Annotated in this window: 24 protein-coding genes; 12 read left to right on the top strand and 12 right to left on the bottom strand. The window is 42.7% G+C overall.

Going from position 1 to position 26,202, the window contains the following annotated elements; genetic code table 11:
* Window positions 1–42: 42 nt before the first annotated feature.
* The 4 genes from IJ00_RS00150 to IJ00_RS00165 all read right to left on the bottom strand — a co-directional run bounded on the left by IJ00_RS00150 (window position 43) and on the right by IJ00_RS00165 (window position 5,360).
* A complete protein-coding gene (locus tag IJ00_RS00150; protein ID WP_035148899.1) occupies window positions 43–1,278 on the bottom strand; it encodes a glycoside hydrolase family 10 protein in 1,236 nt (411 codons plus the stop codon).
* 114 nt (window positions 1,279–1,392) lie between these two features.
* On the bottom strand, window positions 1,393–1,797 hold the full coding sequence (locus IJ00_RS00155) for a hypothetical protein (RefSeq protein WP_144415952.1): 405 nt from the start codon (window positions 1,795–1,797) through the stop codon (window positions 1,393–1,395).
* 332 nt (window positions 1,798–2,129) lie between these two features.
* A complete protein-coding gene (locus IJ00_RS00160; RefSeq protein WP_035148901.1) occupies window positions 2,130–2,786 on the bottom strand; it encodes a Uma2 family endonuclease in 657 nt (218 codons plus the stop codon).
* 114 nt (window positions 2,787–2,900) lie between these two features.
* Window positions 2,901–5,360 (bottom strand): ATP-dependent Clp protease ATP-binding subunit, encoded by a 2,460-nt coding sequence (locus IJ00_RS00165; protein ID WP_035148903.1) that lies wholly within the window; start codon window positions 5,358–5,360, stop codon window positions 2,901–2,903.
* Between the two features lie 306 nt (window positions 5,361–5,666).
* Here IJ00_RS00165 and IJ00_RS00170 point away from each other — a divergent pair, with 306 nt between their 5' ends.
* Window positions 5,667–5,948, top strand: coding sequence for a DUF3288 family protein (locus IJ00_RS00170; protein WP_035148905.1), 282 nt, complete (start codon window positions 5,667–5,669; stop codon window positions 5,946–5,948).
* Between the two features lie 159 nt (window positions 5,949–6,107).
* Here IJ00_RS00170 and IJ00_RS00175 read toward each other — a convergent pair whose 3' ends face one another.
* Window positions 6,108–7,502, bottom strand: a complete 1,395-nt coding sequence (locus IJ00_RS00175; protein WP_052754339.1) for an MlaD family protein — start codon at window positions 7,500–7,502, stop codon at window positions 6,108–6,110.
* Window positions 7,503–7,563: 61 nt separating this feature from the next.
* Entirely contained in the window at window positions 7,564–8,346 is a 783-nt protein-coding gene (locus tag IJ00_RS00180) for an ABC transporter ATP-binding protein (protein ID WP_035148907.1), read from the bottom strand.
* Window positions 8,347–8,500: 154 nt separating this feature from the next.
* Here IJ00_RS00180 and IJ00_RS00185 point away from each other — a divergent pair, with 154 nt between their 5' ends.
* From IJ00_RS00185 to cruG, 4 genes are all read left to right on the top strand, one after another.
* A complete protein-coding gene (locus IJ00_RS00185; protein WP_035148910.1) occupies window positions 8,501–9,997 on the top strand; it encodes an NAD(P)/FAD-dependent oxidoreductase in 1,497 nt (498 codons plus the stop codon).
* Window positions 9,998–10,002: 5 nt separating this feature from the next.
* A complete protein-coding gene (locus tag IJ00_RS00190) occupies window positions 10,003–10,224 on the top strand; it encodes a hypothetical protein (protein WP_035148912.1) in 222 nt (73 codons plus the stop codon).
* Window positions 10,202–11,095 (top strand): gamma-carotene 1'-hydroxylase CruF, encoded by an 894-nt coding sequence (cruF, locus tag IJ00_RS00195; protein ID WP_035148913.1) that lies wholly within the window; start codon window positions 10,202–10,204, stop codon window positions 11,093–11,095. Before IJ00_RS00190 ends, cruF begins: the two co-directional genes overlap by 23 nt.
* Window positions 11,096–11,158: 63 nt before the next feature.
* Window positions 11,159–12,337, top strand: a complete 1,179-nt coding sequence (gene cruG / locus IJ00_RS00200; RefSeq protein ID WP_035148914.1) for a 2'-O-glycosyltransferase CruG — start codon at window positions 11,159–11,161, stop codon at window positions 12,335–12,337.
* 21 nt (window positions 12,338–12,358) lie between these two features.
* On the opposite strand, the gene IJ00_RS00205 is transcribed toward cruG, so the two are convergent.
* The 4 genes from IJ00_RS00205 to IJ00_RS00220 all read right to left on the bottom strand — a co-directional run bounded on the left by IJ00_RS00205 (window position 12,359) and on the right by IJ00_RS00220 (window position 15,076).
* Window positions 12,359–13,123, bottom strand: coding sequence for an SGNH/GDSL hydrolase family protein (locus IJ00_RS00205; RefSeq protein ID WP_035148916.1), 765 nt, complete (start codon window positions 13,121–13,123; stop codon window positions 12,359–12,361).
* A gap of 293 nt (window positions 13,124–13,416) precedes the next feature.
* Window positions 13,417–13,797 (bottom strand): hypothetical protein, encoded by a 381-nt coding sequence (locus tag IJ00_RS00210; RefSeq protein ID WP_052754340.1) that lies wholly within the window; start codon window positions 13,795–13,797, stop codon window positions 13,417–13,419.
* A 31-nt stretch (window positions 13,798–13,828) separates the two neighbouring features.
* Window positions 13,829–14,713: a hypothetical protein gene (locus IJ00_RS26870; protein WP_052754341.1), complete on the bottom strand. Its 885-nt coding sequence runs from the start codon at window positions 14,711–14,713 to the stop codon at window positions 13,829–13,831.
* 51 nt (window positions 14,714–14,764) lie between these two features.
* Window positions 14,765–15,076 carry a hypothetical protein gene (locus tag IJ00_RS00220; protein ID WP_035148918.1) on the bottom strand — a complete coding sequence of 104 codons (312 nt, stop codon included), beginning with the start codon at window positions 15,074–15,076 and terminating at the stop codon, window positions 14,765–14,767.
* Window positions 15,077–15,273: 197 nt separating this feature from the next.
* Between IJ00_RS00220 and IJ00_RS00225 the strand changes: the two genes are divergently transcribed.
* The 6 genes from IJ00_RS00225 to IJ00_RS00250 all read left to right on the top strand — a co-directional run bounded on the left by IJ00_RS00225 (window position 15,274) and on the right by IJ00_RS00250 (window position 19,978).
* Window positions 15,274–16,155, top strand: a complete 882-nt coding sequence (locus IJ00_RS00225; RefSeq protein ID WP_035148920.1) for a LysR family transcriptional regulator — start codon at window positions 15,274–15,276, stop codon at window positions 16,153–16,155.
* Between the two features lie 74 nt (window positions 16,156–16,229).
* Entirely contained in the window at window positions 16,230–16,739 is a 510-nt protein-coding gene (locus tag IJ00_RS00230) for a hypothetical protein (RefSeq protein WP_035158229.1), read from the top strand.
* 343 nt (window positions 16,740–17,082) lie between these two features.
* Complete coding sequence (locus tag IJ00_RS00235) at window positions 17,083–18,696, top strand: NAD(P)H-quinone oxidoreductase subunit 4 (protein WP_035148922.1); 1,614 nt, start codon at window positions 17,083–17,085, stop codon at window positions 18,694–18,696.
* A gap of 143 nt (window positions 18,697–18,839) precedes the next feature.
* Window positions 18,840–19,310: a GNAT family N-acetyltransferase gene (locus IJ00_RS00240; protein ID WP_035148924.1), complete on the top strand. Its 471-nt coding sequence runs from the start codon at window positions 18,840–18,842 to the stop codon at window positions 19,308–19,310.
* Between the two features lie 58 nt (window positions 19,311–19,368).
* On the top strand, window positions 19,369–19,665 hold the full coding sequence (locus tag IJ00_RS00245) for a type II toxin-antitoxin system RelE/ParE family toxin (protein ID WP_035148926.1): 297 nt from the start codon (window positions 19,369–19,371) through the stop codon (window positions 19,663–19,665).
* A 10-nt stretch (window positions 19,666–19,675) separates the two neighbouring features.
* On the top strand, window positions 19,676–19,978 hold the full coding sequence (locus tag IJ00_RS00250) for a HigA family addiction module antitoxin (RefSeq protein ID WP_035158230.1): 303 nt from the start codon (window positions 19,676–19,678) through the stop codon (window positions 19,976–19,978).
* Between the two features lie 23 nt (window positions 19,979–20,001).
* Here the strand turns inward: IJ00_RS00250 and IJ00_RS00255 are convergent, their stop codons facing one another.
* Window positions 20,002–20,892 carry an aminoglycoside phosphotransferase family protein gene (locus IJ00_RS00255; RefSeq protein ID WP_046814678.1) on the bottom strand — a complete coding sequence of 297 codons (891 nt, stop codon included), beginning with the start codon at window positions 20,890–20,892 and terminating at the stop codon, window positions 20,002–20,004.
* 538 nt (window positions 20,893–21,430) lie between these two features.
* Between IJ00_RS00255 and IJ00_RS00260 the strand changes: the two genes are divergently transcribed.
* Window positions 21,431–25,480 (top strand): CHAT domain-containing protein, encoded by a 4,050-nt coding sequence (locus IJ00_RS00260; RefSeq protein WP_046814679.1) that lies wholly within the window; start codon window positions 21,431–21,433, stop codon window positions 25,478–25,480.
* 72 nt (window positions 25,481–25,552) lie between these two features.
* Here IJ00_RS00260 and IJ00_RS00265 read toward each other — a convergent pair whose 3' ends face one another.
* Window positions 25,553–25,852 (bottom strand): hypothetical protein, encoded by a 300-nt coding sequence (locus IJ00_RS00265; RefSeq protein WP_035148927.1) that lies wholly within the window; start codon window positions 25,850–25,852, stop codon window positions 25,553–25,555.
* Window positions 25,853–26,202 lie beyond the last annotated feature (350 nt).

The following is a 26,202-nucleotide window of genomic DNA, read 5'->3' on the forward strand; positions in this document are numbered from 1 at the left end:
CTGTCACACCTTACCCCAGTCACAAAGTAGGGCAAAAACTATCTAAGGTTTCCACCCAGCAAGGATATTTGGATATTTCGTCGGTTTGGGGAAGAGTTTTTGGAATCTGGATTGACGCTGTGATACCGGTTCCTTGGTAAGATTCCACAGGGTTTCGTAGAAGAAGTAAGAAACACCAGCAAATCGGCGATCGCGCACCTGTTTGACTTGGGTTTCTATCTGGGACATCGGCACAAATTTCCCTTTCAACCCTGATAAAATACCGATACTCACAGGAATATGCTTCTTCGCAGCTTTCACTTCTGGATACTCTAACTCTTTGTTAAAGACTTTCAAATCATCACGGTAAATTTGAATAATCAAATCTTCAATTAATCCCATCCGTTCCCATTTTTGCCAATCTGCCAGGAAAAACTCATAGGAAAAGCGCTGGGGATTTGGGGCTACGGAGACAATACAATTTTTTCTTACTGCTTTGATTGCGGTAAACACGCGCTTTAAGTAACTTGTAATCTTGTCTGCCCGCCATTTTACCCACTCTGCATCCTTGGGATTAGCTGGAGGTAATTTTCCCTTGTGTTCTTTCTTATACAGATTTACCGTGTAGGCATCGTAGCCTAATTCTGATGGTAAGCCAAAATGGTCATCAAATTGAATCCCATCAACATCATAATTTTTGACAATTTCGAGGATTAAATCCAGGGTAAACTGCTGTACGTCAGGACGGAAGGGACTTAACCACACCCGCTCATGAATTCCCTCTTTCCAGATTTTACTGCCATCCTGGCGACTTGTAACCCATTCCGGGCGGCGTTTGGCTAACTGGGAATCAGCAGGAGCCATAAAACCAAACTCAAACCAGGGAATTACCTTTAAACCTCGACTATGCCCACCCTGGACAATTTCCTTGAGCATATCACGCTTTTGTAAACCTGGTTCAGGGTCGAGCGATCGCCCTATTACCTTTTCAGCAACCGGACTGGGATACAACGTCCATCCCCAATTCCACACCGTCGGATAAACAACATTAAAATGCAAATCCTTTAATTTTTGCAAGGCTGTTTGTAAACGCTGACGCTCAAACAACACATTGCTATCAATATTAGTTAACCAGACTCCCCGCAACTCTGATGTCTGCATCGCACTCATCTGTGCTTGCAACGGAGAAGAGAGGAGTATAACTAATACCATGGTTGCTGCTACCAAACTGGTAAACCAACCCCGTCGATAATAATCACGATACAAACCTGCACACCAACCTATCAACTGACTCTTCATGGACTAATCCAGACAATTTATTTCATTATTAGTGATTAGTCTGGGGTCATTAGTCAAGAGTTCCATCGGATGTTATCACTTCCCATGGTTTGAACGCTAGGTAGCGCAGATATCCTAAAATTTCGTCACCGTCACACTCCAACCAGAATCCAGCTTGGGAATATTGTAAAATGCTGGGTCACTACGCTTGGGAATATCATTATTATTTTCTTGAGGACATTCCCGAAAAAAGGAAGCCGGATTTTCGATTAATTTTGCCGGATCGATTTTCTTACATTCATCATTGCGAATCAAAGTAATAGATTCAGCAGTCTTTTTCAAGTTAGTATTTTTATCTGGAGTATTACCGAATTGGCTATTATCAATAGTAATAGGATTTGTCAATAAGGATGCTGCGGGATTGGGATTGGTCAGACTAGCAGCATCTGAGGATAAGTTCTGATTCTGAGCATAGGTAGGGCAAGTAATGGAAAATACAGCTACAAATACCCCGAAACCAATCATTGAGTGCTTCATCATCAAATCTCTCAAAGGAATAATTGTTTAAGACTATTGGTATTTTGATGTTTCATTGGGATATGGGGAACCACAAACCATCGACTACAGTCAGTGAAACCCTGTATTTCTATAGACATAGATACCCAAAGCCATGTAATCTTCTAGCTTCTTCCTCCTCAACCCCAAAATATCAGCATAGTCTAAATATTTTCCCACAATCATAGATTTTGATTTTCATCACAATAAATTTATCTTTTTCAGTATTCCTCTGTAGGTAATCAACTAATGATATTAAGTTAGGTAAAACAGGAAGCAGGAATAATACAGACAATTATGATGGGGTTGGGTAAGTATTAATGAATTGATTTTGATTCCTGGAATTGAGTTAATAACCAAGCTATAACCTGACTTTGGTCTATTTGACGAGTCCGACGCAATGCTTCATTTAATAGGGAAATTTCCAGTCCCGGTAACACCAGAGATTGAGTAATCCGTTTACTACCACCATCGGCGATCGCGAAGGGTATGATCTGTGCATTTTGGACATCTAGAATCCAGTACTCTGCTACTCCTAAATCCTCGTATAACAGTCTTTTTTCACCTTTATCATCAGCAAGGGAACTATTTGCCACCTCGATGACTAAAGTTGGTGCTGGATAACTATCAAGATTAACAATTGACGTGCCGTAAGGAATAGCATTGGCATTGTCACCAATATAATATGACACATCTGGTTGAACTTCTCTTTCCCCTGTTTTGCGGTAGGTACAGTTATCGTTGCCATTCATGGGAATACCTTTGATGGCAGCAAATATACTCACAGCAGTAATCACAACTGTATGGTCACGGGAATGGTCATTTCCTATTGGTGGCATTTCTATCCTCATTCTTCCATTTTGGTAGTATCCCTTAGCTTTGCCATGACCTGGATTTTCTATGACTTGGATATATTCATCCCAGCTTGCGACTACCCAAGTATCCGTGAGTATTGTGGTTTGGAGTTTATTCATAAGTTCCCTCCCATTATTAGAATTGTATAATTCCTAATAAAAACCCTGACAAAATTAAGTTTTGCCAGGGGTTTAAATTTCAGAAAATCTCAGAAAATCTTAAAATCTCAAGACTTAAACCTGAGTTGCACTAGCTAAAAGTAATTCTCGACTTTCAGCAGTCCGGACTACAACTTGACCATCATCATCCAAATCAACGATCGCCGTTGTACCCTCTACTACCTGTCCAGTTAACATCGCTTCTGCTAGGGAGTCTTCCAGAAGTCGCATTAGCGCTCTACGTAACGGTCTAGCACCATAACTGGGGTCGTAACCTTCCTGAACAACCCTTTCCTTGAAGCGTTCTGTAACTTCCAAGGTGATAGATTTTTCCTGGAGACGCTTACCAACTTCCTTGAGCATAATTTCGGCAATCTGTCTGACTTCGTCTTTCTTCAACTGGGTGAAGACAATAATTTCATCAAGACGGTTGAGAAACTCTGGACGGAAATAAGCTTTTAACTCTTCATTTACCAGGTTACGAATGCGGTTATAGCTTGCTTCTGCTTCATTTTCAAAGTTGAAACCTAAACCACCGCCACCTTTTTCAATTACCTTGGAACCAATATTTGATGTCAAGATAATCAGAGTATTTTTGAAGTCTACCACCCGTCCCTTGGCATCGCTGAGTCGTCCGTCATCGAGAATTTGCAACAACATATTAAATACGTCGGGGTGTGCTTTCTCGATTTCGTCGAATAGTAATACGGTGTAAGGACGACGACGTACCGCTTCTGTTAATTGTCCACCCTCGTCATAACCAACGTAACCAGGGGGAGAACCAATTAGCTTGGAAACGGTGTGACGTTCCATATACTCGGACATATCCAGACGAATCATCGATTCTTCAGAACCGAAGAAGTAAGCAGCGAGGGATTTTGCTAACTCGGTTTTACCCACACCAGTTGGTCCTGAGAAGACGAAACTCGCAATGGGACGGTTGGGGTTTTTCAATCCTACCCGCGCACGACGAATGGCGCGAGAAACTGCTGTGACTGCTTGTTCCTGTCCGATGAGTCGCTGGTGCAAGGTGTCTTCTAGGTGCAACAACATTTCCGATTCTGATTCGGTGAGTTTGTTGACTGGGACACCAGTCCAGGAGGCGACAATTTGGGCAATATCTTCCTCATCTACAACCAATTTGTTGACAGGAACACCCGGTTGTGCATCATCTTGGATTTTAGCTTCCAGTTCTAATTCCTTGTCTCGGAGTTTTCCGGCTTTATCAAAATCTTGAATTTTGATGGCTGTATTTTTCTCTTTACTGATTTCTAGGAGTTCCCGCTTCAGTTCGCGGTTAGCTGAACCCATGGTACTCCGTAGACGTACACGGGAACCTGCTTCGTCTATCAAATCGATCGCCTTATCTGGAAGGAAGCGATCGCTAATATATCGGTCAGATAATTCAGCAGCTGCGGCTAATGCCTCATCAGTAATTGTCACCCGGTGGTGTTGCTCATAAGCAGAGCGCAAACCATAGAGGATTTCAATGGTTTCTTCCACGGTGGGTTCACCCACCATAATCGGTTGGAAACGCCGTTCTAGGGCTGCATCCCGCTCGATGTGCTGGCGGTACTCATCCAGGGTGGTAGCACCAAGACATTGCAACTCACCCCTTGCTAAAGCTGGTTTGAGGATATTAGCGGCATCCATACCACCTTCCACACCACCGGCACCTACTAAGGTGTGAATCTCGTCAATGACTAGAATAATATTCCCGGCTTGACGAACTTCCTCCATAATTTTTTTCAGGCGTTCTTCAAAATCTCCTCGGAAGCGGGTTCCAGCCACTAACAAGCCCATATCTAAGCTAATAACTTGCCTGTCCATCAGGACTTCCGGCACATCTTGATTAATGATGCGCTGTGCTAATCCTTCGGCGATCGCTGTTTTACCAACTCCAGGCTCCCCAATTAACACGGGGTTATTTTTGCTGCGACGACCGAGAACTTGTACCGTACGCTCAATCTCCTTAGCTCGCCCGACAACGGGGTCAAGTTTGCCTTCCTGAGCTAGGTTTGTCAGGTTTCTACCAAACTCTTCTAAGGTCAATTTCTGGTTACGGCGTGAGCTATTACCACCATTACTCGTAACAGAAGCGACCTCTCCTAGTTGCCTGATTACTGATGTCCGGAGTTGAACCAAGTCAACGCCTAAATTTTGTAATACTTTGGCGGCAACGCCTTCGCCTGCTTCAGTTAAACCTAAAAGTAAATGTTCAGTACCAATATAATTGTGTCCTAGGCTACGTGCTTCTTTAAAGGACTGCTCGAAAAGAGTCTTAACTTTGGGAGTAAAGGGAATTTCCGGTGGAACAAAGCCAGACCCCCGACCGATAATTCTCTCGACTTCTCGGCGTGCGTCTTTGAGAGTTACGCCCAGTTCAGTCAGCACTTTGGTAGCAACCCCAGTTCCTTCCCCCAGTAAACCCAGGAGAATTTGCTCAGTCCCTACAAAGTTGTGACCCAAGCGACGGGCTTCCTCTTGGGCGAGCATGACTACTTTAATAGCTTCGGAAGTGAAGTGTTCAAACATAGCGGGTTATTGCTCCCTTGCTGCATGGTCGGGGTGAGTGGGTATTCACCCTTACATAAACTTTGGTCTATTTTTCTTAAGGACAATGTATCTTTATTTTAAGATGAATGACAGTAGTGAGAGCCGTAAGTGCTGGGGTGTGGTTGCCACCTATAGTGCTAAGGACAGGGTGGAAAGGGTTAAGGGGAAGGGGGAAAGGAGTTTTTGCTGATGACTGTTAATTGTTCACTCTTCCCGATAATTCCTGTGGTCAGTGAGGAAAGTCTAACTGTCCAATTACCCATTACCAATGACTAATTACCCAATATGAGTAAAGACCAACAACATCCTCTCTATAATCGCGATCGCCCTCTGATTACTAGTTTACTTGCCGCAGAGCCGACTGACTTAAATTTGGCGGAGTTAGCCAGATTGCGTGTACGTTATCAAGGGTTTCCTGGTGCGCGAGATATTCAGCAGGACTTGGATCGTATCATGGAAAGGTGGGGTTTGAACGAAACTGAATTATTTACTAAGACTCGTGAACTTCACTATCTGGGGGGAATTTATCAAAGTCGCGGCAAGAAGACAGAGGAAGATTGGAATTAAGACCGATGGAAGATGACAGTATGATTATCTGAGACAGGCTTGAATTTTCTAACATTATGACTCACCGATAATAGCTAGCGATCTGGGCACGAATCGTTGTAGAAATGTGAGCGTGATCGCTTTTTTGATGACCAATTAGGTCTGACTGCGATTGAGCATCTACTTCTTACCAGTTTTGTCTTGTGCTTCCAATTCCAGCTTGGCTGTTTGACTATTCTGTTTTAAAATTTTGCTTAATCGCTGGATAGCTTGACGGCGATCGCGATCGCGAGTTGAGTAATTATCACTAAAAATACTGCTATCAATTTCGTTTGTAGAAGTCGGTGTTTGTATGGCAATTTTTGCCTGATCCAGTGCATTCGCAACCTGAACCTGTTGTTGCATCTGTTGAGTCGAAGACACCAAACCACTCAAACCATTGACTAACTGCTTGAGATTATCTCTAAATTTGGGGTCACCAGTTAACTCATCTAAATCGGCGGTAATTTTTTGCGCATTTTCAAAGGTTGCTCTGGCAGAATCTAAGGTTTGTTGCAATAACACCACATTATTCGGATTATTTAAAGCTTGGCTGGCATCTTTCAAATTAGCAGATGCTTGGGCAGCATTCGCAGAGAGGGTTTCCAAATTTTTTAGCAATTCCCCTTGGGTTAAACGATTTACCGCAGGGGAGAAATTTGTCACAGTCATCCGCAGTTGTTCACTGGTTTTGCTAATACTAGTTAAGGCATTCACCAGAGAAGAACGATTAGTAGTCACTAAACTGTCGAGATTTGTTAATAATTTACTAGCTTGTTGAGCCGTAGTACTAAAATTCCTGGCTGTGGTGTTTAGCTCATTGGCAGTACTACCAAATTTACTGACAGTATTACTAGCAGAAACACTAACGCGATCGGCAGCTTCAGAAACGGAAATTGCGGCATCGGAAAAGTTCCCAATTTGTTTTTGAGAAGTCCGAGTCAGGTTAGAAATATCATTGGTTAGTTTGGCGACTTGATTAGCAGCAACAGATGTATTTTTTAAGGCATTGTTAATATTAGAATAGAATTGGGGCTGGGTATAAATATCTGCAAGCTTGCTACTAGTTCTAATTAATTCATCTAAGCTAATACCAATTTTACCTTGTAAGCGAGAACCGTTACAAATAACGACATTCGGGTCACAATTTTTATCTAAAGCTTTAGCAACATTATTACTGATAGTCAGGGGAGTTCGCGGCGAAATATCAACAATACTCTCACTAATAAGCCCTGATTGATTTGCTTCCACTATGGAATCACGGGGAATAATTAAATTTGGTTGATTAATTTCTAATTCCACTTCCACATTATTCACACCGGGACGAATGGCTGAAATATTCCCAACTTTCACCCCACGATAGCGGACGATCGCCCCCTTTTGCATTCCCCCAGCATTGGCAAATTCCACAATCACCTTATAGGAATTATTCGCAGCACTGAAGCGATTCAACCATAGAAGAATCATCCCAAATACCCCTAATCCCCCCAGGAGCAATAATCCTACAGAACCTTCCCTTAATGTCCGCGATCGCATTGTTTCCCCTCTCGATAGATTTTAGATTTTACATTTGAGGTTTTGGATTTTCCCCTCCCTATCATCCTGCAACCTGAATGGGACCATGGACACTCCCACTCATAAATTGTCTAATTAAAGGATGGTCTGTATTATCAATCTCATCTACTGTACCTTGCCATTGCACCTTACCTTGGTAGAGAAAGATGATTCTATCTGCTGTGCGTCGGATGGTACTATCTTGGTGAGTGACGATCGCGTAGGTTCCACATACACCCTGAGTAGATTGTAACTGACGAATCAAATCTTCAATCACCGTAGAAGCAATGGGGTCTAATCCTGCTGTGGGTTCATCATACAGTAAAACCTCCGCTCCCTGTTGGGGATTTTCTGGGTTCGACATAATTGCACGCGCAAAACTCACCCGTTTTCGCATCCCTCCAGAGAGTTCCGCAGGGTAACGGGAAGCGATTCCTGGTAAACCCACCATTTCCAACTTTTCTGTCACTAATTCCCGAATCTGTTGTTTTGATAACCGAGAATGTTGATATAAGGAAAATCCCACATTTTCTTCTACAGTCAAGGAGTCAAATAATGCTGCTTGTTGAAATACCATCCCGATTCCCACAGAATCCGCACCATCTTCAATCAAACCTTGCCGTCGCACCCCTTGAATGTAAATTTCTCCCCCATCTGGTGCTGTTAACCCAGCAATCACCCGCAGGATTGTAGATTTACCAGTACCACTAGGTCCAATAATTCCTAGTGCTTCTCCTCGGTAAATAGTCAAATCGACATTATCTAATACTTTATTATTACCGAAGGACTTGGAAACACCTTTTAACTCGATTAATGGTTCTGTCATTGCTTATTAGTCAACCCCTTCCGGGAATTCAAAATGCCTCTTGCTCCCTTTGGGAGAGCTGAGTCGCAGAGCGACACGCTACGCGAATGCTAACAGAGGAGCTACCCTAACAAAATTCAAAATTCAAATTTTGCCGTGAGACTGATATACAGATATGCAAACTTTTGATGTGATTATCATTGGTAGTGGAATTGGTGGGTTATCAGCTGCTGCATTACTAGCAAGGTACGGAAAAAAAGTTATTGTCTGTGAAAGCCATAGTACACCAGGGGGTGCTGCCCATAGTTTTCGACGGCAGGGATTTGAGTTTGATTCGGGACCATCTTTTTATTGTGGTTTAACTAATGTCCAAAGTTTAAACCCTCTTAAACAAATTCTGGATGTAATTGGTGAATCTGTAGATGCGGTAAGTTACGACCCTTTAGGAATTTACCATTTTCCGGAAGCTACTGTCCCAATTTATAGTGATAGTCTTCGCTACCAAGGAGAAGTCGCAAAAGTCACTCCCCAGGGAGCCAAGGAACTTCAGGAATTTGAGCAAAAGTTATTACCTTTATACAAAGCAATGGCGGGAATTCCCACTATTGCCTTACGTTCTGACTGGCAAATGATTCCTTTATTATTGCGCCATTATTTGCCATCAATGTTAAAAATGTTGCCCCATCTTTCTTTAACACGGGCATCTGTGGGGGATGTCATGGATAGCACAGTCAAAGACCCCTGGGTGAGACGATTAATTGATTTAGAATGCTTTCTGCTCTCCGGTTTAAAAGCCCAGGGAACCATTGCGCCAGAAGTAGCATTTATGCTCGGTGAGCGGAGCCGTGTGGGGGTTGAGTATCCTGTGGGTGGAAGTGGGGCAATTATTGCCGCTTTGGTGCGGGGATTGGAGCGCTGGGGGGGGAAATTACGTTTGGGGTGTCATGTAGATAAAATTCTGGTGCAACAGGGGCAAGCGGTGGGTGTAAAGTTGGCTATGGGCGAAACTCTCTCAGCACCAATAGTTATTTCCAATGCGACGATTTGGGATACCTACGGCAAGTTACTCCAACCCCAAGATTTGCCGGAAAACTACCGTACAACAGCTTTGGAAACAAAGGCGATCGCCAGCTTTATGCATCTACACCTCGGTATCCGTGGCGAAGGCTTAGAAAATATACCAGGACACCATGTGGTAGTTCATGATAGTACTCAAGATATTTCTGTGCCTGGGAATACCTGTATGATTTCTATTCCCACTGTCTGGGATAGGAACCTTGCACCACCAGGACATCATGTAGTTCATACATATACCTTAGAACCCTACTCTGGATGGCAACGACACCCAGATTATGGACAAAGGAAACGAGACAAAGCACAAATTTTATACCGTGCCCTAGAAAAAGTTATCCCCGATATCCGAGAACGAGTAGTATTAGAACTTATTGGTACACCCCTCACCCATGCCCATTATCTGAGACGATATCAGGGAACCTATGGTCCAGCAATTCCTGCAAGTCAAGGAATGTTTCCCAGTACTTTCACCCCCATTCGTGGACTCTATCGTGTAGGAGATAGCACTATTCCTGGCATCGGTGTTCCTGCCGTCGCAGCATCGGCAATTCTCTGCGCTAACACGTTAGTTAGTCCGAATACTCAGTTAATCCCCTAATATTGATGGGTATTACCGCAAGTCATCAAGAAGCTCAACATCACTATCGCATTGAGCAAAAATCACGGGATATATTACCCTTTCTGGAAGATTTGCCAAGCCAAATAGCAAAATTTTGCCAAACTTTGTTAAAAATCTTCTTAAACATTTGTAAACTGTTAGCAGTTATGTTGGGAACTACACCTAATCTATTAGGGAATTTTTATGAAACAACTGGTTATCTTTGAGCGTGTATGCTTAATCGGTCATCTGGTGTCCATGGTATTTGGACTAGTTGGGATATTACTGGTTGTACCTAACGCCGACATCATTTTGAATCTATCGGAGGTAGGGCAAACAGTCATGCAATGGAGTATGGCTGGTGGCGGTGTCATGTATATGATTTTTGGGGCAACGGCTGTGGCATTGTATGCCTACCGGAATCTGGGCTTAAACAGGTGGTTAGCTTTTATGTTGCCATCTATATTTATTTCCCTCACCAGTGAGCTATTAGGAACCAGTACAGGTTTTCCGTTTGGTCACTATAGTTACCTCAGTGGTTTAGGTTACAAAATTGCTGGCTTAGTCCCTTTTACCATTCCTCTGTCATGGTTTTACGTAGGCTGTGTGTCCTATTTGTTAGCACGAGTAGGTTTACAGGTAGATAAAAAACCTAGCTTACTACGTCATGTCGGGGCGATATTTTTAGGCGCATTGCTCCTGACTTCCTGGGATTTTTCCCTAGATCCAGCCATGAGTCAAACAGCCCTGCCTTTTTGGTATTGGCAACAACCCGGTGCTTTCTTTGGAATGCCCTATCAAAACTTTGCAGGTTGGATGGGTACAGGTTGCACCTTTATGACAGTTGCGGCTTTGTTATGGCGTAATCAAAAATTGGAATTAGGGCGATCGCAGCTGCACTTTCCCCTGATTGTTTACCTTGGCAACTTTGGATTTGCCACCGTGATGAGTTTAGCGGCAGGTTTTTCCATCCCCGTACTTCTAGGTTTATTTCTTGGTGTGACTCCAGCGATTCTGCTTTGGTGGAAAGGACAATCAACAGAAATCAGTAATATCGAATCCGTGGCGATCGCCCCCGTAGAAGTTGCCCTGAAGTAATTTCTCGACGAGAAACTACTGACAACCCATCTACATGAACAAATAACCCTTCCCCATTCTCCTGTGTTAACCATCCCAACGACTCTACCCTTGCTACTGTTGCTCATCCAAGTACCAGCAGTAGCTATTTTACTGTCTCGCCTGCTCAAAGGAGCGAGAAGACAAGCACCAGTCACACCCCAACAACCCACACCAGACATTCTCAGTGCAGTGAGTATTGTCGTTCCCACCTTGAATGAAGCTCAACGTATCAGCCCTCTCCTGGCAGGTTTAAAGCTGCAAAGTTATGAGGTGAGAGAAGTTATAGTCGTTGATAGTAACTCCCAGGATGGCACACCAGATATGGTTAAAGCTGTAGAAAAACATGACCCCCGGTTCCGTGTAATTACTGATGACCCCCTCCCCCCTGGATGGGTTGGTCGTCCCTGGGCACTACATAACGGCTTTTTGCAGACATCCCAGGGCAGTGAGTGGTTTTTGGGTATGGATGCGGATACCCAGCCAGCACCGGGGTTAGTGGCGGGTTTGGTCAAAACTGCCGTTGCCGGTGGCTATGATATGGTTTCCTTATCACCCAAGTTTATTCTCAAATATCCCGGTGAGTCCTGGTTACAGCCAGCATTATTAATCACATTACTATATCGTTTCGACCCGGCGGGCATTACCACAAAGCAAGCGCAAAGGGTGATGGCAAATGGTCAATGTTTTTTATGTCGGCGATCGGTGTTAGAAGCCGTCAACGGTTATACAAGTGCCGCTAGCTCTTTTTGTGATGATGTCACCCTGGCTAGACATATCGCTGCTTCTGGATACAAAGTCGGTTTTTTGGATGGGGCGAAGGTGTTGAAAGTACGCATGTATGAAGGAGCATTAGAGACATGGAAAGAATGGGGACGAAGTTTAGATTTGAAAGACGCTTCCTCCGGTGGGCAAACTTGGGGTGATGTGGGTTTGCTGGCTGCTGTACAGGGTTTACCTTTAGTAGTGACTGTGGTGAGTGGATTATTCTTTCCTCTATTTGCCACTTCCATCCCTTTACAATTACTTTTCGGATTAAATCTATTTTTATTAGTCATCCGTTTTGCCCTATTACTGGCGATCGCTCCTTCCTATGATCTCACCCAAGCCCAAGGAAGTTGGTTATTTTGGCTTTCCCCCCTTGCAGATCCCCTAGCCGTATTCCGAATCTTTCTCTCTGCATTGCGTACACCGAAACAATGGCGGGGTAGGAAGTATGATTAGGTGATGGATAATATACAATAGCTAACTCTTGACTTTTTTCCGCTCGATCGTTTCAATTAACCTAACTAATTCTTGGTTGAGAGCCACATATCCCTGTTCCTTTAAATGCAGTTCATCTAGTTGGTAATTCTGCAATATTAGCCCTTGACTGTTAACCAGAATGGGGGAAGTATCGAAGATGATAGTCTTTTCGTCAGCTAAGGTGGCGATATAGGCATTTGTTTCCTTAACAGCCTTTCCTATCTCATCAGACCAGAAAGGTTGGCGTTTCAATGGTACCTCTCCTGGGGGGAAAATAGTAGTGACAATGGCGATCGCCCCTAGTTTTTTTGATGCTTCGACTATTTCCTTGATACTTGCTTGACAATTTCTGACAATTTCATTTCTGCGATCGGGGAATAAAGCAATAGTTTTTAAATCATTAATCCCCACCTGAATCACGACAATATCTGGTTTTAAGGAACCCATATGAGATGAAAATCTCTGGAGGCTTTGGATTGATGTCTGAGAGGAAATTCCTCGGTTCAGAAATTCATATTTATCGATATTTGGTGATTTCCAACTTTCTGCTCTGGAGTCACCGAAAAAAATCACCCGTAGTTTTTGTTTAGTAGTAAATTTCTGGGAATTGGCGGGATAATAGTTCAATCCTACGGGGTCTAAACGTGTCTCATTGAGTTCAAAATAGTATTTTTTAGCTTGCTCGTAGAGAATAAAATTCAGAAAAATTGAACCTCCCAGGGTTGCTAGGAGGAAAGCTAGGTAGAAATTACGAAATTTTCTCATATCATTTTTTGGCTCTTCTGTATATTTTACAGAACATAATCATAAATAAAACCTAATCGCAGCCTGAATTGATAGCTGTGACTAGATTTTATGTTTGTGAGACTTTCTATAAAAATGAGATTTTAATGCTTGACCACAAAATCACTGGAAGAAACCATTCTTTTAGCAGAATATCTTTAGCGAGCAGCACTTTTCCCACTAATTTCAAGTAGTATACTGTCAGAATAATTCATTAATTGGGTCTCCATTATGCTGTTTTATTGCAGAATTGTTGTCATTGACTGATGACTTAATTAGTCCTCATCCTCATCAAAAATGCAGTGGACATCGTGGCAACAATCATCTGGCAACGCTGTGACTTCAGGTCGGTATTGGCGTTGGATTTTTCTGATTGGTTCAACAATAGGAGACTTCGGAGAGATTCCCTGATTTATCCAGGTAGCCGCTTCTGTTGCAGAGGACAAATTGGGGGGTACTCGCACTAGGCGAATTGTTCCGCTACTGGGACAGATGATTTTGAGTACATAGGTTGCTTCTAAGCCATCAATAATGCTGGCTGCATGACTGGGATCGTTATGAATAGGCAGCCTGAGTAACGTATATTCTTGCCAGGAATCTACCACTTCAGTTTTGAACTCTTGGCAGATATGGGTATAGTCAATTTCTTGAGTCATAAAATTAGTTGAATCTCAGCTATGTTTTCCTTTAGTTATCTCCAAAAACCATTGCTGTACCAAACTGGGCAGTCAAATCGTCAAACTCGTAACCATCGCTGGTTTGACGATAGGTTCTAAACCAATAGACTGAATAACCACAGGTATTTTCCAGGAGAATCATAATTGCATTTGCGACTAAACCAGAAGTTCGTTGGATGTGACGGTAGGTACAAACTGCTGATGCTTGTAATGTTCCCTGACTGACTCGTTCCCGCAAAGGTTGGACAGCTTCCATCAGTGCCTCGCTATCACTCAGGAAATCGATACCCGTTGTGATAAACATATCAGTCCACGTCTGTCCTGTCGTGTGTCCAATTCCAAATGCTGACCGACAAGTACTGTCCGTTAAGCGTCGAATCGCAGTTTTATCAGCTAACTGTAATAGGTTACTCAAAATCGGATCGCCCATTGATGGTTGCGCTTCGGCATCACGACACCAAAGTCGCCTGGTATCAGTCTGTAAAACTGTCTCAATATCAAATCCCCAGGGCGGACGATCAATATCAATAATATGGTGGGGTAAAAACGGAATTTCTGCACCAGGGGAAAGGTAAAAGTCGCGATTGGTATAGTTGCCAGCCGGATGGGAATTGAGAATACCAATATAATGATCACCACAGCGTTCCGCGATCGCTACCCACATCCGTTGTATCCTACCCATCATCCCCGGTCTCATCTCTTCTGGTGTGGGCTGAATTCGGAACATCAGTAATGCACTTTCACCACGCTTGAGAATTTTTTCACCTGTTACATAGGGAATAGCGGCGGGCGATCGCTGATTTTTCGTTGCCACTGATCCCACCACTGCATCTGCGGTAAACTCTTCTGGCTGGAGCAATTGCCAAAGGTCATAATTTAGATTGGCTAAACGCATAACTCTCTCACTACTGCTATTGAACCGATATTAGAAGTGTGTCGGAAGTAGTTACAGTCTGTGATGTTTCTGGCATCGTTGGCTGGCGGCAATCGCCAGGACATCACCTTGTGCAGCTAAACGAGTGAGGGCATCAGAAGCTGCTAAACGAATCATGGGAATGCCACTGGTTGTTCGTCCCTCCAAAAATTCAATAATTTCTGGATCCCCTAGACCAAAGCTAGCAATTTTATCAATTAATGCAGCCCCGACTTTATCGTTCTCTCCCCAGCTCAACCACTTTTGCCATGCCTCCATCGCATCTTCTTTTGACTGGATAGCCCGCCTAGAAAGATTTTCATCCGATTCGTTACTTAAAGCCATAACTTGATCAACCTAAATTGTTGGTATTGCTGAATAAGGGGATGATTTCACTAATTTTTCAACGATTTTTCAACGGTTTCCAAGGCTAATTCATCCCGTACTTATGCAACGTCAAATTGCTCTGATCTTAGAAATCTCCCAAATATATGTCAATAATATTACATGTATGTTTCTATACTTATAAAATATAATTGTCCATGGAGCTTCGACATCTTCGTTACTTTACTGCTGTAGCCGAATCACTAAGTTTCAGTCGCGCCTCGGAAGCCTTGGGTATCGCCCAACCGCCACTCAGTCAACAAATTAAGGCATTAGAGACAGAACTAAATGTGCAATTATTCAATCGCTCTACTCATCCGATCCAATTGACGATCGCGGGTCAAATCTTTCTGCAAGAAGCTCGCGCTATCCTGTTGCAATTAGATCAGGCAACTCGGACAACCCAACAAGTTGATCGGGGATATTTAGGTAAGCTCACCCTGGGGATTCACAACTCCTTTGCAAATAGCCATCTACCTGGATTGGTGGCTCAGTTTCATCAGCAGTTTCCTGATGTGCGATTAGAATTTCGTGAAGTGACTGTAGTCCAGGAGTTAGAACTATTACAGAATCATCAAATTGATGTAGTTTTTCATCGATCCCCAGCCATCTATCAGGATGGGATGACCTTTAATTGTCTGCCATTGTTAGAGGAGGAATTTGTACTCGTTCTGCCCGAAAATCACCCCTTAACCGCACGAGCGATCGTCCCCTTAACTGACCTGAAAGGCGAATCTCTTATCCTGCCTGACCTGGATGTCTTACCTTTTTATCGCCAGGTAATTAATGCTTGCCGTCAAAGCGGATTTGAACCTAGGCTAGATTTGAGTATTCGTTCGGGTGGATTAATCACCTTACTTAGTTTGGTAGCGACTGGACTGGGATTATCCGTAATGCCAGCACATACACAAATTCTGAACCGCCAAGGTGTTGTCCATCGACCAATCCAAGGACTTCAGTTAAAACGTCACATCACCCTCCTATGGCGTAAAAATGAGGATTCTCCTGTTTTGAATAATTTCATCAAATTCTTTGAGTGAAAACTTTTAGGGCTTTCAAACATCCCATCTCATCTGGTAAGTTGCAATCAACCCAGTACAAATAACTCAACGTGATAGAGCAACTCCAGGTAGAAATCACCGCCTTAGAAGCAGAAATCGCCACTTTACTCCAAGAGCGTACAGATTTAGGCAAGGACATTATGTTACCTACTGATGACGCGCCCCCTCCCATCCTTGTGGTAGCGTATCGTCGTCTGGCACGGGAAAATCCAGAATTATTTGCCGAACTGAAAGGAATTGATGACGCGATCGCAGCTCTGGAAAATCAACTTACCAAAAAACAATTACAACTACAACGCCTTATTCCCCAAGCTAGACGCGCCTACCAAGAGCAACAGCTAGAAGAAGCCAGACAGCAAGCACAAATTCACGCAGATCGTATTAACGAAATTGCTGCCCAACTGGCTATCGAAATTCGTGCCCTCAAAGCTTGTGCTGACGAACTCAGTCCTTTATATTGGCAAGTCTACTACAAGCCCTTCATCACAGGCTTCAAAACTATCTCCGTACCCTATATCCGCTCTGATGGGGATGTGTGGACGATTGTCAATCGAATTGTGTGAAAGTTAATGACTCTAGTACACTGCCAAGGTTAATTTGAGGGATATGCCCCCCTCGTCCCCCTCGTCCTCCAATTCAAATTGGACAGACTACTAGAAAAAGTGCCTACGTAAAATATTCCGGAAATCTGGTTCACGTTACTGTATGTAACATTGTCTGGAGCTAATATTTTTGTTTGACGTTGCAATCCGTTACAAATAGAATGGATTTGCCCTGTACTCAGTGAGTATTTATTCTTAATTTATCCTAGGAAAAGCCTAAAAATAGGAATAAATAACGTTTACAAAACTACAAGCGGCTTCATACAATGTAATTAAAGTTAAAAACGTAAAACGATTGTCAGTGATGAGCGCCTTTGAATTTCCTTGGTTAACAGCCATAATTCTCTTACCGGCGATGGCATCTCTAGCCATCCCTTTCATTCCAGATAAAGAGGGTAAAACAGTTCGGTGGTATGGATTAGGAGTGGCGATCGCGGATTTCGCCCTCATGATTTACACCTTCTGGCAAAATTACGACTTCCAAAATTCTGCCTTTCAACTCGTAGAAAAATATGCTTGGGTTCCCCAATTAGGCTTGAATTGGTTAGTAGCAGTAGATGGTTTATCCATGCCTCTCATCTTACTGACTGGCTTAATCAACACCCTAGCAATATTCGCGGCTTGGAAAGTTACCAACAAGCCGCGTTTGTTTTATGCCTTAATGTTAGTCATGTACAGCGCCCAATTAGGGGTGTTCGTGGCTCAAGACCTACTATTGTTCTTCTTAATGTGGGAAATTGAACTGGTTCCCGTATACCTGTTAATTTCCATCTGGGGTGGTGCTAACCGTCGCTACGCCGCCACTAAATTTATCATCTATACTGCTGCCGCTTCTATCTTTATTCTTGTTGCTGGTTTCGCCATGGCATTCTCCGGTGATACAGTCACCTTCGATATGGCGGAATTGGGAATGAAACACTACCCTAGAACCTTAGAATTCCTTGCCTACGCTGGCTTCTTAATTGCTTACGGCGTGAAAATGCCAATTTTCCCCCTTCACACTTGGTTGCCCGATGCTCATGGTGAGGCTTCTGCCCCTGGTTCCATGGTTCTGGCTGGTGTATTGTTGAAAATGGGTGGTTATGCATTGATTCGCTTCAACATGGAAATGCTACCCAATGCCCATGTTTACTTTGCTCCTATTCTGGCAATCTTAGGTGTTGTTAACATTATCTACGGTGCTTGTTGCGCCTTTGCCCAAACTAACTTGAAACGTCGCCTAGCGTACTCTTCCATCGCTCACATGGGCTTCGTACTGGTAGGTATTGCTTCCTATACAGATATTGGGATGAGCGGTGCGGTACTGCAAATGGTATCCCATGGTTTAATTGCTGCGGCTCTGTTCTTCCTCTCTGGTGTTGCCTACGAACGTACCCACACCTTGATGATGGAACAAATGGGTGGTATGGGTAAAGTTATGCCCCGTACCTTCGCTTTGTTCACCACTGGTGCGATGGCTTCCCTAGCATTACCGGGAATGAGTGGTTTTGTGGGTGAGTTGATGGTGTTCCTGGGTATTGCTACCAGCGATGTTTACAGTTCTAGTTTCAAGGTTGTAGTTGTCTTCCTGTCTGCGGTAGGTGTGATTCTAACTCCTATCTATCTGCTCTCTATGTTGCGCCAAGTTTTCTACGGTAAACAAAGTTCCGATTTGCACTTGGATGCATTTGTACCTGATGTCAAACCCCGCGAATTGTTTATCACCGCTTGTTTGATTGTTCCTATCATCGGTATCGGTTTGTATCCTAAAATCGCAACTCAAGCCTACGATGTGAAAACTACAGAAGTTGCAACCCATGCACGTCAATTCCTACCTGTAGTTGCTAAACAACAACCTTCTAGCTTATATTCTCAAGTCTTCACAGCACCGACATTGGCTGAAGTCAAAACTCCTAAATTTCACTGGTTTGGTAAGTAATTCTCTGTTCAACAAGGGCTGGCGCTATCACAGATTTTCGTTAAATTAAAACATTAGGTGGGGGAGTAGTTGTACTCTCCCATTTTTTTTGCTGGTTATGGTTAATAAAGAGATGGTAATTTTGATTGCAGGGGGAGTTAGTGATGATTCGAGCAATCGCACCCGATGACACTACCGCATTACTGGCTTTAGCGGAAGCGACTGGTTTATTTCAACCAGAGAATATTGAGGAACTGGCTCAAATACTGGCTGCTCACTTCGATGACGCAAGTGATAGTTCTGGGATTTGGCTTACCGATGATGATAACGATTTGGTGGCGATCGCATATTTTGCACCGGAACGAATGACAGAAGGGACATGGAATCTATATCTAATTGCGATCCATCCCAAATATCAGAGACAGGGAAGAGGTGCAGCGCTTTTAGCACACATCGAAAAAATGTTGATAGAACAGGGGGAACGAATACTACTGGTGGAAACTTCGGGTTTGGAGGGTTTTGACTACGTTCGGGATTTTTATCGCAAAAACGGTTTTGAAGAGGAAGCACGAATTCGAGATTTTTATCAAGCGGGTGATGACAAGATTGTCTTTCGTAAAGTCTTGAAAGTTTGAGGGAAATAAATATGTATGTTTCCTGGTAGCATGATAACCGTGTCATTATGCTAAATTGATGATAGTATCATTTAAAGACCAAGGGACAGAAGACATTTTTGATGGAAATGACTCCAAGGAAGCTCGCAAGCAATGTCCGATAAATTTGTGGGAAGTTGCCCGTAGAAAATTAGACCAAATCAACGCTGCATCATCTTTAGATGACATCAAAGTCCCACCGGGAAATCGATTAGAATCGCTAAAAGGCGATCGCAAGGGACAGCATAGTATTCGGATTAATGAGCAATATCGAATTTGTTTTACATGGATACTCGAAGGTGCATCGGAAGTTGAAATAGTTGATTACCATGATTGAGAAAAAATCAATGAAAATCCCCAAGTATCGATCCCCATCCCATCCAGGTGAAATTCTGTTAAAAGATTTCTTGGAACCAATGGGAATAACCCAACGACAACTAGCTGATGCAATTCACGTTCCCTACCAGCGAGTCAATGAGTTGATAAATCAAAAGCGGGGTATTACACCGAGTACCGCACTGCGATTGTCTAAGTTTTTTGGAAATAGTTCGAGTTTTTGGTTAAATCTCCAGCAAAATTGGGAAATATATCACGTTATTCAAGAAGAAGAGGGGGAATTAGAAGCTATTTCTCAATTTAAAGCTGTTTGAGTACAAGTTCTTATGAATTATTCCTATTTCCTATCTACCAAAAGGCGATTTAATGTCATTTCCCCCACCTTTGCATAACGGGGATTGTCTATTAACCCTGTATCCAATAAAACCACACCAAAAAATATCGCCCATCCTTTGGCTCGTTTTAAAGTCGCTTCCGAAATATTCCCATATTCTGCAATTATGCGATCGCGAGCATCTCGCTCTGCAAATACCATCCAAATTGTTGCTAAATCAGTGGCAATGCCTCCAGATGTGATGTCACCCCAATCAATAATCCCCGCGATCGCTCCCTTTTCCACCAGTATATTAGCGGGGTGTAAATCTCCGTGTATCCATGTGGATTCTGTATCAATGGGTGCATCTAGAGCTTGATGCCAAATATCTTGAATTTCGAGTGTGATGAAATTTGTGTTTGTTATTAATCGCTGCATACGCTCTGATAGCATGGCTTCTCGCTGCTGTAGGGGTACACCACGAAAGGGATTTTTGGGTGCTGCTTCTGGTGCTGCTTGGTGAAGATGACGTAGAAAGGTAGCAAATTTGACGGCTTCTTCTGGGTGGGGTTGGCAGCGATCGCTGGGAGTTCCAACTAACCACGGTACAATACTCCAAGACCAGGGATAATTATTGTTTGGTTTGCCAATACGGTAGGGATTAGGAACGGGAATGGATAAACGGGGAGCGATTTGAGGAAGCCATATTTGCTCATGTTCAATGAGTTTGGCAGCCATTTCTCGACAGGGAAGACGAATTGCGAAATCTTCACCCAAACGGAATATGACATTATCCCAACCAGTATCAACTCGATAAATTGGTAAGTGGGCTAAATCTGGGTGTTGGGTTTGTAATAAGTTAGTTACCAAGGCTATATCAATTTCGATGTCTGGTGCTGGTGTTCCTTGTTGCATATTCACTTTTACTTCTGTCTATGAAAATCCTGGGACTATAAAATTTTATTTTGAAAAAGAAAAAGCAGATTTAATCGAGAGCGATAGAGCTACGCTCCGCTAAAGCGATCGCCAAGTGGCAAAGTTAAAGAAGTTGGGTTTCTTAAGAAGTTTAATATCTAAATACTCTCTTCAAACAATAGCAAGGTATAATTTTCATCTACCACCCCAATATGGTAATCGTCAGTCGGTTGAAATAATTATCATTGGTTGACGCTGTAGAGTTATCGCAGATAAGCGCCATTCCAAGCCGAGATACAGGGATTTTACTTTTCGTGACAAGTTTGGTTTTTCTGGCTGACTTACTTAATAGAATGTGAGATTTGAGATTGAGAACAGCTCGCTAGCTTCTGGGAATCTACCAACTAGTACCACTACGCGGAATTCACAATACCTCTTGCTCCCTTTGGGAGAGCTGAGTCGCAGAGCGACACGCTACGCGAATGCTAACAGAGGAGCTACGCTAACAAAATTCAAAATTCAAAATTAATACAGCGTCATGGAAATCACAATTACAAGCAACCACAAGCCAAAATCCTTGTCTCAAATATCTCTGCAATATTGCGGCACAATTATTCTGGGAATATTTCCCCTCATTTTCCCAGGAAGCTACACCCTTGCACAAACCCCCATCACCCCAGCTAAGGATGCTACCAACACCATTGTTACACCCAACGGCAACCGCATTGATATTACGGGGGGACAATTTTCCTCAAATGGAGCCAATCTATTTCACAGTTTTGAAAAATTTGGTTTAAATCCTCAACAAATCGCCAATTTTCTTTCTAATCCTAATATTCAAAATATCCTAGGGCGGGTAGTCGGTGGCGATCCATCGGTAATTAACGGGTTAATTCAAGTTACGGGGGGAAACTCTAATTTATACTTGATGAATCCTGCCGGAATTATCTTTGGAAATAACGCTAGTTTAAATGTTCCTGGGGCTTTTACTGCCACAACTGCCAACGGAATTGGGTTTGGTTCTCAGTGGTTCAGTGCATTAGGAGTTAATGATTACACAAAGTTAAGTGGTAATCCCTCGGCGTTTAGCTTTGCGATGCAGCAACCGGGAGCGGTAATCAACCTGGGTAACTTAGCAGTGAAATCGGGACAAAACTTTACTCTCCTTGGTGGTACAGTCGTCAATAATGGTTCCATTACTGCACCAAACGGACAAGTTATTCTCAGCACTGTTCCCGGAGAAAAATTAGTCCGTATCAGTCAACCGGGAAGTCTATTAAGTTTAGAAATTCAACCCCTGACAGCAATTACAACTTCTGCACAGAATTGGACTTTACCAATTTTATCCCTACCCCAATTATTAACCTCTGGGGGTAACGGTAATGCCAATAAATTAACTGTCAATCCAGATGGTAGTGTAAAACTTTCCGGTTCGGGAATTACTGTGCAAAATGGTGATGTTGTCGTGGGTAACGTGACTACAAAAACTGCGACTGTATCAGCAAATCGAAATTTGACGGGAGTCGAAAGTCAAATTATTACTACAGGAAATTTAACCCTGAGAGCAAGAAATACTGTCACTTTGAGAGATAGTAAAGTTAAGCCGTTGCTAGTAAAATCTGGTGCTAATTTAACGATTCAGGGCAACCAAGGTATTGATATCTTAGCACTCAATCACCCCCAAACACCTTTCCAAGCAGTGGAAAATCTCAAGTTAATTAGTAATGGGATAATTTCTGGAGATGCTCACTTTACGAGCGGAAATTTTTCTATTTTAAATCTCGCAGGTAAACCGGGTAATTTTGTCAGTTTATATGACCCAATTATTCGTTCATCAGGTGATGTTAATTTTGGTAATTATACAGGAGCATCGTTAAAAATTGAAGCCGTGGGCAATATCACCGGGGGAAATATTACCATTACTAGTGTAGATACCACAATTCCCGGTTCTGACCCCGATGCACCGATTTTAACAGGTAGTAGGGCGTTAATTTTACGCGCTGGTTTATCTTCGGTGACTTCTCCTCAAACATCTCCTGGTTTTACCCTTTCTGGTACTCCTTCTCCCCAGGGAAGTATCACCGTAGGTAATATTCGTACTGACTTAGAAGGTAGTACAGAAGGTTTACTTATTGGTAATAATGGCGGACCCGTGGAATTAACTGCTCGTGGTAATATTAAGGCTGGAAATATTACTACAGGAACAGTGAATATAGAAGAAGGTTCAACTGCTCGTGCAGGTAATATTAAAGTTATCAGTAGTCAAGGTAACGTTGAATTAGAAAATATTTCCGCAACTGCGAGGAGTTTTAATAATGCGATTGGTGGCAAAGTAGAAGTTACGGCTAATAATGGTAGTATTAAAATTGGTAGAATCGACACTTCTGCGTCTTTAAATTCTGCACAATCTACCAATGCTACTGCTGTGGGTGGTGATGTTTTCCTCGAAGGTGGGGAAATAAACTTTGGTAGTATTAATGCTCAAGGATTTGGTTTATCTTTCTTTCAATCACAGATAGGAATACCCGTTGGTAGGGGTGGTAATGTCACTTTAATTGCTAAGGGTGTACCCAATGGAATCATCAAAGGTACGAATACCATTCCTTTACCTGGTACTGAAAGTGGTTTACCCAATGTTCCGGCAAATACGACAATTTTGACAAGGGGAAATCAGCAATCGGGAAGAGTACGAATTACTCACAATGGGGGTGCAAATAACGTTCCGTTTATTGTGGGGAATGCAACCTTGAATGGAACCTTGGGAGCAATTAATGCAGGTGATGGTTTTGTCATTGCACCAGGTGCGATTTTTCCTGTTTTACCTAATGGAGGGAATGCGGTGGGAACCCCGACAGGAATCACCATAACTTCAGTCAATACTCCCCCCAATTTAAATGTCACAAACTCATTGAATATTCCCCCCAATCAGTCATCGCTCAAAATTACATATGCAGATTTAAATCCAGTGGTGAGTGATATCAATTTGGATAATACCCAGGTAGTGATTGTGGAAGTCAAAGCTGGGATATTGCGGAAAAATGGTGTGATTGTCACCCCAGGAACGGTGATTAATATTACTGATGAATTGGAGTATACTCCACCGGATGGTGTCGCGGGAAATTTAGCTGCTTTTGTGGTGAGTGCAAGTGATGGGGTATCTAACTCGACACCGCAACAGGTGAATGTGAATATCACTCCAAAAGATGTTACCGATCCCATTCCTCCAGGAAAAAAATATCCCAATCCAGATAATCCAGATAATCCCAAGAATCCTAATGGTGACAAAAAGCCAACAGTTTGTGTGAGTTTTTGTGATACTGATAAGGAATTTACAAAGGATTATGGTGAGTATTTAGGTTTAAAACAACGGGGAACTATTACCATTCAAGAAACCCAGGAAATTCTCCAGAAAATTGAAAAATCAACGGGGGTTAAACCTGCAATTATCTATGTGAGTTTTGTTCCTTCTGGGAAAGACGAGAAAATAGTTGATGCAGAGTTAGATTCTGATCAATTAGATATTGTTGTGGTGACTGGGAAGGGTGATCCCATTCGTAAGAGTATCCCCAATGCAAGACGGGGAGAAGTCAAACAAATAGCCAATGAATTTCGAGAAAATATTCAAGATGGAGAATTAGTTGCCAGAGATGGGGATAATACCGATTATCTCGAAGCTTCCCAACAATTATATGATTGGATGATAGGGGCGATCGCCACTGATTTAAAAGCACGTAAAATTAATAATCTCCTATTTATCACCGATGCAGGTTTACGCTCCCTTCCCTTTGCTGCGCTCCACGATGGTAAACAATTTCTCGTCGAAAATTATAGTGTGGGATTTACACCCAGCTTGAGTTTAACAGATACTCGCTATGTTGATATTCGCAATACCCAAGTCTTAGCGATGGGTGCATCGACATTTAAGCACCTCAAACCAGGGGAAAAATTAACAGAGAGTGAGTTAGTTGATTTGCCTGCGGTTCCTTTAGAATTGTCTATTGTTGCTCAGGATATTTGGCAAGGTAAATTTTTCCTAAATCAACCCTTCACCCTGAATAACTTTAAATCTCTACGAAAATTTCAACCCTTTGGAATTGTTCACTTAGCAACCCACGGCAAATTCCAAGCAGGGGGTGCAGAAAAATCCTATTTACAATTGTGGAATAGTCCCTTAAAACTAACCCAATTTGATGATATGGATTTGAATAATCCCGCAGTTGAATTATTAGTATTAAGTGCTTGTGAAACTGCTTTAGGAAGTGAAGAAGCAGAACTCGGTTTTGGAGGAATTGCGGCAAAAGCTGGGGTAAAAACTGCCGTTGCGAGTTTGTGGGAAGTCAGTGATGCGGGTACTTTAGGGTTAATGACAGAGTTTTATCGACATTTAAAGACTGCACCAATTAAGGCGATCGCCCTCCAAGATGCTCAAATTGCCATGTTGAAAGGGAATGTCCGTGTAGAGAATGGACAATTAGTTACTTCTGTCAAGGGTATTCCCCTCACTGGAGAGTTAACAAAGATGAAATCCGGGAAACTCTCCCATCCCTATTATTGGGCAGCATTCACCATGATTGGTAATCCCTGGTAAAGATTATGGTTCAAAGGGTAAGAAGAAAGAAACTAGATATTTTATACCTTTCCTCCTTACCCCTTCCCCCACCTAATCATCCCCACTTTCCAACAAAGTCATCAATCTATCTAAAGTATGGGTGAGTTGCGTCAACTTTTGCAGGGAGTCGTCTTGAGTTTCTGCTAAGGTTTGCACCGCATCACACAGCGCTAATATTTGATATCCTTGCTGTTGTACTTGCTGTCCCTGTTGTTCCACTTGCAGACTGATAGTATCCACCCTATCTGCTAATCTTTCAATGGTTTCAGTTGTCGAAAGTACTGCCTCACCTATTTGTTCCACAATAGATTCTAAACGGCTAACTTTAATTTCAACTCCCGCTACAACCATGTCTTTTACTCCTCAATAAATCATCATTAGTAAAATTACTGAATAAAAATACTCTGTTCACAAGTAATTTAAGTTACGGCGGTATGACGCTGCAAACGCTCCACCTGTGAGATTGTAGCTTGTCTCGGATAAAGATAATACATTTTTTTACAGAACTGGCAGTGGAGAAATACTGAACTAACAGCACAGTTATAGCAGTCTTCCCGATTCCACGCTTAAGTATTTTCCCTGGAAAATTCTTAATTCTCAGAAAAATTGTCTAGATACTGTCAAGTCAAGGTAATCAAACTTGAAATAGTCAACTTACTTCCTTAACCGCAAGGAAAATCGAGTTAGTGGTTTCCACAATT

This window comes from Calothrix sp. 336/3 (genome assembly GCF_000734895.2).
GTDB lineage: Bacteria > Cyanobacteriota > Cyanobacteriia > Cyanobacteriales > Nostocaceae > 336-3.

Bases quoted from the DNA above. Each gene is read 5' to 3' on its own strand.
- IJ00_RS26870 (WP_052754341.1), bottom strand. From the start codon at position 14,713: ATGCGTTTAGCCAATCTAAATTATGACCTTTGGCAATTGCTCCAGCCA.
- IJ00_RS00185 (WP_035148910.1), top strand. From the start codon at position 8,501: ATGCAAACTTTTGATGTGATTATCATTGGTAGTGGAATTGGTGGGTTA.
- IJ00_RS00165 (WP_035148903.1), bottom strand. From the start codon at position 5,360: ATGTTTGAACACTTCACTTCCGAAGCTATTAAAGTAGTCATGCTCGCC.
- IJ00_RS00175 (WP_052754339.1), bottom strand. From the start codon at position 7,502: ATGCGATCGCGGACATTAAGGGAAGGTTCTGTAGGATTATTGCTCCTG.
- IJ00_RS00205 (WP_035148916.1), bottom strand. From the start codon at position 13,123: ATGAGAAAATTTCGTAATTTCTACCTAGCTTTCCTCCTAGCAACCCTG.
- IJ00_RS00220 (WP_035148918.1), bottom strand. From the start codon at position 15,076: ATGGCTTTAAGTAACGAATCGGATGAAAATCTTTCTAGGCGGGCTATC.
- IJ00_RS00180 (WP_035148907.1), bottom strand. From the start codon at position 8,346: ATGACAGAACCATTAATCGAGTTAAAAGGTGTTTCCAAGTCCTTCGGT.
- IJ00_RS00255 (WP_046814678.1), bottom strand. From the start codon at position 20,892: ATGCAACAAGGAACACCAGCACCAGACATCGAAATTGATATAGCCTTG.
- IJ00_RS00265 (WP_035148927.1), bottom strand. From the start codon at position 25,852: ATGGTTGTAGCGGGAGTTGAAATTAAAGTTAGCCGTTTAGAATCTATT.
- IJ00_RS00190 (WP_035148912.1), top strand. From the start codon at position 10,003: ATGGGTATTACCGCAAGTCATCAAGAAGCTCAACATCACTATCGCATT.
- IJ00_RS00160 (WP_035148901.1), bottom strand. From the start codon at position 2,786: ATGAATAAACTCCAAACCACAATACTCACGGATACTTGGGTAGTCGCA.
- IJ00_RS00245 (WP_035148926.1), top strand. From the start codon at position 19,369: ATGATAGTATCATTTAAAGACCAAGGGACAGAAGACATTTTTGATGGA.
- IJ00_RS00210 (WP_052754340.1), bottom strand. From the start codon at position 13,797: ATGACTCAAGAAATTGACTATACCCATATCTGCCAAGAGTTCAAAACT.
- cruF (WP_035148913.1), top strand. From the start codon at position 10,202: ATGAAACAACTGGTTATCTTTGAGCGTGTATGCTTAATCGGTCATCTG.
- IJ00_RS00170 (WP_035148905.1), top strand. From the start codon at position 5,667: ATGAGTAAAGACCAACAACATCCTCTCTATAATCGCGATCGCCCTCTG.
- IJ00_RS00250 (WP_035158230.1), top strand. From the start codon at position 19,676: ATGAAAATCCCCAAGTATCGATCCCCATCCCATCCAGGTGAAATTCTG.
- IJ00_RS00260 (WP_046814679.1), top strand. From the start codon at position 21,431: ATGGAAATCACAATTACAAGCAACCACAAGCCAAAATCCTTGTCTCAA.
- IJ00_RS00235 (WP_035148922.1), top strand. From the start codon at position 17,083: ATGAGCGCCTTTGAATTTCCTTGGTTAACAGCCATAATTCTCTTACCG.
- IJ00_RS00155 (WP_144415952.1), bottom strand. From the start codon at position 1,797: ATGATGAAGCACTCAATGATTGGTTTCGGGGTATTTGTAGCTGTATTT.
- IJ00_RS00240 (WP_035148924.1), top strand. From the start codon at position 18,840: ATGATTCGAGCAATCGCACCCGATGACACTACCGCATTACTGGCTTTA.
- IJ00_RS00150 (WP_035148899.1), bottom strand. From the start codon at position 1,278: ATGAAGAGTCAGTTGATAGGTTGGTGTGCAGGTTTGTATCGTGATTAT.
- IJ00_RS00225 (WP_035148920.1), top strand. From the start codon at position 15,274: ATGGAGCTTCGACATCTTCGTTACTTTACTGCTGTAGCCGAATCACTA.